The organism is Zarconia navalis LEGE 11467 (assembly GCF_015207075.1).
Taxonomy (GTDB): Bacteria; Cyanobacteriota; Cyanobacteriia; order Cyanobacteriales; family Geitlerinemataceae; genus Zarconia; species Zarconia navalis.
In genome coordinates, this window is the sequence record NZ_JADEXN010000288.1 from 1 (window position 1) to 6814 (window position 6814).

The following is a 6814-nucleotide window of genomic DNA, read 5'->3' on the forward strand; positions in this document are numbered from 1 at the left end:
CCTCCCCCCAACTTTCGGGTTCGATGGATGAGGCGCTGGCAAAACAGATTCTCGAAACCTGGTTGAATACGAAAAAATCGGCAATGGGATCGCAGCACCAAATCGAGAAGTTATCGGATATTTTAGCCAGCCCCGCTCTAGAAGACTGGCAACAACGATCGACAAGCGCGCGAGATGAGGGCATCGATGTCGAGTACGAGCACGGTGTTGAAATTGTCTCGGTCGATAGCAATGAAGCAGCCCAAAACAAAGCTTTTGTCGAAGCCCGGATTCGGGAAGCCGAAACGATCCTCCAGGGAGGTCAACAGGTTGGGGGAGGCGATAGCAACCTACTCGTACGTTACGAACTCGTCCGGCAAAATAATCGATGGTTCGTCAGTAACTGGACTTGGGAAACGTTATAGTGCGCCATACGCTCGGCGAGTCAGTATCGCGAGGGAAGCCGGGAAGGCTAAACTCTTGAAATTACTTTCGAGCTGCTCGATTCCTCCGAATCGATCCTCAGAAGCAGAGACTGAAAACGATCGCAGAAGACTGGTGAAGATAGAGTGACGGGATTTCCCAAAACAAGAATCGAAGTTCGCACCCCGTGTGAATTCAATCCGATCCGGGTTTGAGGAACGTTCTAGACCGTCGCCCGATCGTCCGACTCGAAAGTTTCCATGAATTTGCCCCTTTCGCGCATCTAATTTACGGTAGGCATAAATCTTAGATCTAAAATCTAAAATATTCAGTCGTTGGTAGTTTACGCGCCCCTAGTCATATGTCTGGCTCATCTATATCGAAATTTTCCACTCAAACGACTTCCATCTTAGACCCCTTGACCATCGCCCCCGCTCGGGTCGTTCGAGGGTGCGGCGCGATCGCCTCTTCCACTTCTTCCATCGCCCGCTTGGGCAAGCGTCCTTTAATCGTCGCGGGCGAGCGGACTCTACAGATAGCTCGCGATCGCCTACAGCCGCTTCTCGAAGCACAGCAACTTCAAGTAACCCTCACCTCCTACGGCAGGGATTGCGACGAAGCCGGTTTAGCGGCAATGCAACAAGCTGTCACCGATGGCGAAGTTGATGTAATTGTCGGTATGGGGGGTGGCAAGGCTCTCGATGCGGCGAAACTCCTCGCCCATCGCGGCGAATTACCCGTGGCGACCATCCCCACTTCGGCAGCCACCTGCGCTGCCTGGACGGCTCTTTCTAACGTCTATTCTTCCGATGGTGCATTTTTGTACGACGTACCACTAGAACAATGCCCGGATTTACTCATCCTCGATTACGATTTAATTCAAACGGCCTCCCAACGGACGTTAGTGGCTGGTATTGGGGATGCCCTGGCTAAATGGTACGAAGCCTCAGTCAGTAGCGGTCATTTGGAGCAAACCACCATCGTCGCTGCCGTACAACAGGCGCGAGTCCTGCGAGATCTACTCTTGCAAAAATCAACCGCAGCCCTAGCGGAACCGGGGAGTACGATCTGGCAGGAAGTAGTCGATGCCACGGTATTACTCGCCGGGGTCATCGGCGGACTCGGAGGGGCGCAGTGTCGCACCGTTGCCGCTCACGCCGTTCATAACGGTTTAACTCATCTACTCGCCAGCCACGGCACTCTTCACGGTGAAAAGGTGGCTTACGGTATCTTGGTGCAGTTACGCTTAGAAGAACTGTGCCAGGGCAACCAACTTGCCATCTCGGCACGGCAACAGTTATTGCAATTTTACGACGAGATCGGCTTGCCGAAAACTCTCTGGGATCTCGGACTCGGGGAAATTTCTCTGACCCAATTGCAGCACGCCGCACAAGTGGCTTGTGCCTCCGACTCCGATATTCACCGACTTCCATTTTCCGTCGTTCCCGAACAACTCCTGGCGGCAATGCTTTCGACAACCGCTCTTTGCGGGAGCAGTCGGAGTTCGGTCTCTAGCACTGTGAGCGATTAATAGAGAATTAACCACTGTCAATTGACCCATCGAGCCAGTCGTAAGATAACATCCAAACGAAAGTCGTGGGTTAGTGCCCTCAAGTCTTCTGCGAGGCGATCGTACTGCTGGGGAATTTCATCGATTAACTCCCACACGCGCTCCTCATCACCTTCGTTGGCCGCCCGATCGAGCGATCGCACCCAGGTTTGAGGCATCTGGGAGAGTTGACCTCGAACGATCGCCGAAGGTTGGTATTCACCAGTCCCACCGGACTTCGATGGACTCGGCTGGGGCAAGTCTTCCCAAATATATCGCAGGTCTAAGTATTGAGCCATTTTTTCAAAGACGATCGCCTCCGAACAGGGCTTGTGGGCGAAATCATCGCAACCGGCCGCCAAAATTTCCCCCCGCCGTTCTTCAAAGGCACTGGCACTGAGGGCGAGAATCACCGTTCGCTCTCGATGTGTTGCGGCTAGTTCCATTTTCTCTCGCTCTCGAATTTGCCGGGTTGCCTCTAATCCACCCATTTGGGGCATTCGCGTATCCATCCAAATCAGGTGGGGATGCCAACTTGCCCACAAATCGATCGCTTCTCGTCCGTTTTGGGCTTCGCGCACCTCAAAGCCGATCGGTTCGAGGAGTTGCCTTAGGAGGAGGCGGTTTCGATCGGTATCATCGACGATGGCAATGCGATAGGTCGATCGGGAGGGTTTTAAGCCAATCACTCGTCCCTGGGATGGGGAAGAAATTTCATCGGGGCGAGCCAAAATAATGGGAATCTCGAACTTGAAAGTGCTTCCCACTCCGAGGTTACTGCTGGGGGTAATCTTGCCACCGAGCACTTCCACAAATTTACGGGTAATCGCTAGACCTAAACCCGTTCCTTCTCCCGAACGCAAACCCGTTTGGGTTTGTACGAAGGGATCGAACAGGTAGGTGAGTTCCTCGGATGCGATTCCAGGACCGGTATCTTCAACTTCAAACACCAAGTAACGAGGCGAACGAGATTCCTTCGCGTCTAGTGCTCCCGCCACGGAAACCCGCAGCGCGATGCTACCGCGCTCGGTAAATTTGAGCGCATTTCCCAGTAAGTTGATCGCACAGGCTCGCAGCTTTTGGCCATCAGTTTTAATATACTGAGGAACATCCAAATCGACTTGAACGATAAATTGCAAGTTTTTTTGGATGGCTTTGAGACGAAACATGGAATCTAACAGATCGACAAGCTGGTAAAAATCCACACTGTGCTCGTTAAAAGAGAGTACCCCCGCTTCAATTTTGGTTAGATCTAAAACATCATCGATCAGCTCTAATAAATGTTCGCCACTGCTGTTGATAATGTTTAAGTATTCCCGTTGCTGCGGGTTGAGACTAGAGTCTCGACTCATTAACTGGGTAAAACCCAAAATAGCATTGAGCGGCGTGCGCAGCTCGTGACTCATATTCGCTAGAAACTGACTTTTCGCCTGGGATGCTACTTCTGCTTCGATCTTGGCTTGCTCTAACAGAAGTTGTTTCTGGGCAAGTTGGGAGCGTTGTTGTTGTAATTGCCGAATGCGAACCCCAGCGATTGCCGTTGCGGAGCTAGCGAGGGCAAACAGTGGGGCGATCGTACAAATCCACCATCCCAGCATGAAGGCACTGCCAGCGATCGAAATTGGCAAGCATCCGATCGCCATAGCGACGATCCCCCGCAGAAACCAGATCCGGACAGTTGTTTGATGGGGCGGGTCGATATCGAACAACCACCAACAAACGCTAGCCCCGATCCCAGACCACAATAAAATCCACATCCAATCGAAAGGTTCCGAACCCGAACGAATCAGGAGTCTTCCGTCGAGAGCGGCACTCAAAATTTGACTGAGTGCATTTGCATGGACGACCATCCCCGGACTGGGTTGCCCAGTTTTGAAGAAGCGACTGCTATAAGGGGTGTAGAACAGGTCGTTGAGGCTCGGGGCGATCGAACCAATGAGAATAACACGTCCCGAAACGGCCTGGGCATCGATTCCCTCTCTTAAAACTTGCGTGAGGGAAACACGACGAAAGCGATCGCTCGATCCCCGATAATTTAAGAACACCTGGTAGCCCCCCGCATTGGCGCGGACGTAACTGCCATCGTTTTCGGAAAACGGTCTGAAAATTGAGCGACCCAAGCGATAGTGCTTTTTTTCGGAGTCGATTTCTTCGAGGGCAATGCCCCGTTGCTGGAGATATAGCAACGCGAGTTTTGCTCCCAATCCAAACTGAATTTCTCCATCGGAATTGGAGTGAGAGAGCAAAACGCGACGAACTTTGCTATCCCCATCGAGTAACAAATCGGCTAAAGCCACGCGGTTGGCTTGCTTGAGAATGGGGGGCGGGCCGACGGAAACCCCAAGTCCTTTTTCAACTCCAACCAAGTTGGATGTCGATTTCATCACCTCGACGAGGGCTTGATGACCGGGTTCGACAGGTAAATCGCGATAGATATCTAGACCGATGGCAGCGGGTTGGTAACGATTGAGGGTTCGTAAGAGTTGGGCGAGGGTGGAATCGGGAATCGGCCACTGTCCGATGTGAAGGATATCGGCTTCGTCAATGGTAATTAGAGTAATGCGATCGTCTTGAGGTTCGAGGGGTCGCAGGAAAAAAAAGCGATCGTAGGTCGCCCATTCTAAATGCTGGAAAAAGCCCGTCATTTGAATTGAGATGGTGAGACCGGCAACGGCGGGTGTGGTAATGAGGATAGGAAACCAAGACCGACAAAGAATGTTTAGCTTCGATCGCATTAAGTCCAACCAAATAACACGAGTAACGTCGCTTTGTATTACTAAACGTCACAAGCTCTAACGAAGCCCGATCGATCGGGAATGAAGTGCTTCAAAACGTTGCGAGAACTCATAAGAAGGTTTCAGGTCTCAAAAGCTGAATGCTTACAGCTTTTGAATACTACAGATAAGCACGAGCTAGAGCGGCAATTGCTCGCGATCGTTTTTTCAATTCTCGACGAGTTTCTCAATCTTTATATTGTCCCATTCGAGGTTTGTTTTAAGCTGACGGTCTACGGTCGCTCTAGCTCGTGGTTAGAACCTGTCATCAATTCATCGTATCTTCCTGACGAGTTAGGAGTTTTGAGCCGTTTTGAGTGACTTGCTCGAAGGCTTTCGATCGAATTGATGACATGGCTTTAACAGTGTGAGATCTTTTACAACATGGGTTGAATTGCGATCTCTGCGAGTCCGACAGAATCTAATAGTTCCCACCAGGTTCTGCTTAGCATTTCGTTATCCGGTTGTTGTTGTCGCAATTGGACGACGCGCTCGATCGTATCGTACCAAATTCCCGAGGCACCATAAGATACGGCTTGCTCTTCAAGGGAAGCATTCACCGTGAGTTCGCTATCGAGTTCAATTCGTTCGATATTGCCTTCGACGATCGGTAAATCTGTTTGAGAGGGTTGACACAGTAATCCGACGAACCAGCGATAGGTTTTGCCGACCTCCAATGGCGGTGCGGAGTCGGGTAACTCGATGCCGATGACACCGGCAGTTTGAGTCAGGGGCAGCATGGTTTGATAAACTTCGAGATCGTTGGTTGTATCTTTGATGATGAAATAGGCTTTCGGTGCTGATGTTGGCGGAATGTAAACAAAGAAGGTGGGGTGGGTCGCAACGGTTAGCCCTCGACTCGAATCTGGCAGTAATGGTGTCATCGGAAGTGGATAGGCTGTATCTTGCTGGCATTTTTGAGTTGCCGGACGAGATGCGCCTCCGAGAGAGTCACCGTCTCTGTCTGCCGAATCATCGTTGGCTGGTTCGAAGTGAATAATGGGAGAGGTTAGATTCGCAGCGGATCGATCGCGTTGAAGCGATGAGTTTTGTGCTCGTACCGGTGGAACGGACTGCAAAAAAATAACGGTTAACGACAATACGATCGCACGAAAACTTATTCGAGGTCGGGTGTTACGATTTGGATCGCGCATCTTTTTTCCTCTTCGCTAATCTTGTTTTAGGGGTAAACTGCCTGGGTTCGACTTAAATCTATTTTTGATTTTACAAGTATTTTTTTGATTTAAAAAACTTGAATTTTTCGATATGCATCAATAAAAAATGAGTTTTTCATTGATTTTTAGATATATCTCGGGCAAGAGATCGCGAAAATATCCACTGTCACTTGTGCCTCATCCACAATAAAAAATAACAGGTTAAAAAACCGAGAATCACTCCCGAAGCATGACAAACAAAGCAAATTTGAGGATTCATCAAATCGAAAACCGTTTGCACGGCGACAATTGATAAAATGGTGCGCAGACGGTCTCGGGCGGCTGGTACTTTCGACCGCTGCCATCCTTGCAAAAAAATTGCGGCGATCGCCCCAATCAGACCCATCACCGCTCCCGAGGCACCCACCACCAATCTCACTCCCGAATTGGGTTCGAGCCAAAGACTTAAAAGAGTTGTCGCCAGCATCGACCCAACTCCACTGATGAAGTAGATGCCAAGATATCGTCGAGTCCCCAAGACTAATTCGACATAGGTTCCAAGAATGTAAAGACCCAACATATTCATCGCCAGGTGTGAGAACCCAAAATGTAAAAACGTGGCCGTCAACAATCGCCACCATTCCCCATCCCAAACAACTTCGGGGACTAATGCTCCTAAACGATACAAAACTTGATTGTTCTGGCTACCCCCGAGAATAACTTCCACGGCAAACAAGAAGACATTCAGGGAAATCGCACTATAGGTGACCCAAGGGCGGCGTTCGAGCGATCGCATTTCACCGGGGGTGAGATGGTCCGAGCGAGTTTCCCAGTGAAGCAAAATCCCTTCAGAAGATGGCTTCAAAACCTGTTTCGGATCGGCCGGGGACGTCGATAAACGCCATGCGATCGCTCCTTCGAGCAGTCTGTCAGTA

The 6814-nt window shown here is 50.4% G+C and carries 6 protein-coding genes; 3 read left to right on the plus strand and 3 right to left on the minus strand.

Annotated features, from left to right (window positions below; translation table 11 throughout):
* The coding region (locus IQ235_RS14870; protein WP_264322228.1) for an ARC6/PARC6 family protein at positions 1–404 on the plus strand (404 nt) is incomplete at its 5' end.
* 359 nt (positions 405–763) lie between these two features.
* Positions 764–1933: an iron-containing alcohol dehydrogenase family protein gene (locus IQ235_RS14875; protein ID WP_264322229.1), complete on the plus strand. Its 1170-nt coding sequence runs from the start codon at positions 764–766 to the stop codon at positions 1931–1933.
* A 17-nt stretch (positions 1934–1950) separates the two neighbouring features.
* On the opposite strand, the gene IQ235_RS14880 is transcribed toward IQ235_RS14875, so the two are convergent.
* A complete protein-coding gene (locus IQ235_RS14880; protein ID WP_264322230.1) occupies positions 1951–4686 on the minus strand; it encodes a CHASE2 domain-containing protein in 2736 nt (911 codons plus the stop codon).
* Between the two features lie 153 nt (positions 4687–4839).
* Here IQ235_RS14880 and IQ235_RS14885 point away from each other — a divergent pair, with 153 nt between their 5' ends.
* Positions 4840–5046 (plus strand): hypothetical protein, encoded by a 207-nt coding sequence (locus tag IQ235_RS14885; protein ID WP_264322231.1) that lies wholly within the window; start codon positions 4840–4842, stop codon positions 5044–5046.
* A 56-nt stretch (positions 5047–5102) separates the two neighbouring features.
* On the opposite strand, the gene IQ235_RS14890 is transcribed toward IQ235_RS14885, so the two are convergent.
* Positions 5103–5879, minus strand: coding sequence for a DUF928 domain-containing protein (locus IQ235_RS14890; RefSeq protein ID WP_264322232.1), 777 nt, complete (start codon positions 5877–5879; stop codon positions 5103–5105).
* Positions 5880–6066: 187 nt separating this feature from the next.
* On the minus strand, positions 6067–6814 hold a 748-nt coding region (locus IQ235_RS14895; protein ID WP_264322233.1), incomplete at its 5' end, for a rhomboid family intramembrane serine protease.

Bases quoted from the DNA above. Each gene is read 5' to 3' on its own strand.
- IQ235_RS14875 (WP_264322229.1), top strand. From the start codon at position 764: ATGTCTGGCTCATCTATATCGAAATTTTCCACTCAAACGACTTCCATC.
- IQ235_RS14880 (WP_264322230.1), bottom strand. From the start codon at position 4,686: ATGCGATCGAAGCTAAACATTCTTTGTCGGTCTTGGTTTCCTATCCTC.
- IQ235_RS14890 (WP_264322232.1), bottom strand. From the start codon at position 5,879: ATGCGCGATCCAAATCGTAACACCCGACCTCGAATAAGTTTTCGTGCG.